Here is a 1,442-nt window from a genome sequence, read left to right as displayed (position 1 = left end):
TCTCTCTTTTTGCCTACTCTATTAAAGTTTTTCTACAAAATCAAAAATTGAAAGCTTTAAGCCCTTCTTTTTCAAATATTTTATTTATTAAAATATTTGTCGACTAGACTTCCAATCTAATGAATCAATTTTCATAATATCAATTTTCCAGTTATTATTCTCATAAATCAATACGTAAACTCTACATTCTTCACCTTTATTATTTTTTATATAAAACTCAATTTTTTTTTCATTTAAAATATTTTCTTTTGATATGACTTGTTCATACTCCGGAGGAATACTAAAAGTTAGTGTAATCCGTCTGTCTTGTCTTAAGGATAGTGCTTTATCTGACAAGTATTCATTCTGGATCATTACCAATTCATTTAACCGAGTTTCCATTACTTTCTCATTAAAAATGAGATCAGAATTTTTTTCTAAAACATTCCCCCATTTCTTCTCCCAATCTTTCATTTGATTAATAAAAGTTTCTAATACTAATTTTGCTTTTTTACTCATAATATTTACCTTTATTTATACAGGCTTGAATTAGTGAAAGGATAAGTATTTATTTTACCTTCCGATTTATTTAGCTTCAATATCTTTTATTACTTCCTTTATAAATGCGTAAGTTCCCATATTTATCCCAAAAGTTTGTGGGAATACTTGACCAATCCAACACTTTTCTCTAATCATCTAACTAATAAGTAACTAACTTTTACCTTATTACAATTTCCCATTCTTCTTACTTCAACAATTGAACTAGTATTTGTGCTAGTTCATGTATTTAAATCACTCTTTAATACGGTTGTAATGTAGTCCAGCCTCTTCATCAAAATACAGACATTGAAAACCGATATCATTTAAAGTAATTACATTTTTTGAAGGAATTAGATTTTGTTCTTTCCACTTTGACGCTTCGAGCCTAGCTCTCGTCTTGAACTTATGCAAAAGCCTTATTTTGCGGACATGAGCTCACCCTATACCTTATATTCAGCTATCCACATAATTCAACCTATATGAGCAGTAATTTCCTGCAGCACGTCTAAGTGGTCAAAGTGATAGAATCACAAATTGTCAAATTCTTTACTCTGCCTTTCAGTTTTCAAAAGCGGCGCGCAGTTGTTTATTATAAGGTATAACCAATATAGGGTCTGGTACAATTTAAACAGCTTTTAGCATCACGAAAGAACTGTCTTTTTCTTAGATGTAGTATTTAATCAGTTGCTTTATCGGTTAATAATCAAGCTTATTACTACCACACTCAGTGCTAAAATGGTGACATTTACTTCGCTTTTAAATACGACGCGCTAAGTCACCTTCTCTTTTATAAGCAATCTTTTTTATTCAGCTTTAAAAACAATTAATATAAAACTACATATTTCCACATATATAATCAAAAATCCTTAATTCAATTATATTCATGATTTCTTCTTTTTTCTGACCTTCTTTCCAATCTAAAA

The 1,442-nt window shown here is 29.4% G+C and carries 1 protein-coding gene; it reads right to left on the bottom strand.

The window, feature by feature from the left end:
- Positions 1-87 precede the first annotated feature (87 nt).
- A complete protein-coding gene (locus ACH8JV_RS19405; RefSeq protein WP_396523276.1) occupies positions 88-498 on the bottom strand; it encodes an NTF2 fold immunity protein in 411 nt (136 codons plus the stop codon).
- Positions 499-1,442 lie beyond the last annotated feature (944 nt).

It is taken from the genome of Acinetobacter sp. ABJ_C5_2, assembly GCF_044538485.1.
In the GTDB taxonomy this organism is placed as follows: Bacteria; Pseudomonadota; Gammaproteobacteria; order Pseudomonadales; family Moraxellaceae; genus Acinetobacter; species Acinetobacter nosocomialis_A.
Note: the sequence above shows the minus strand (reverse complement) of the source record. Positions and strands in the feature narration are given on the sequence as shown.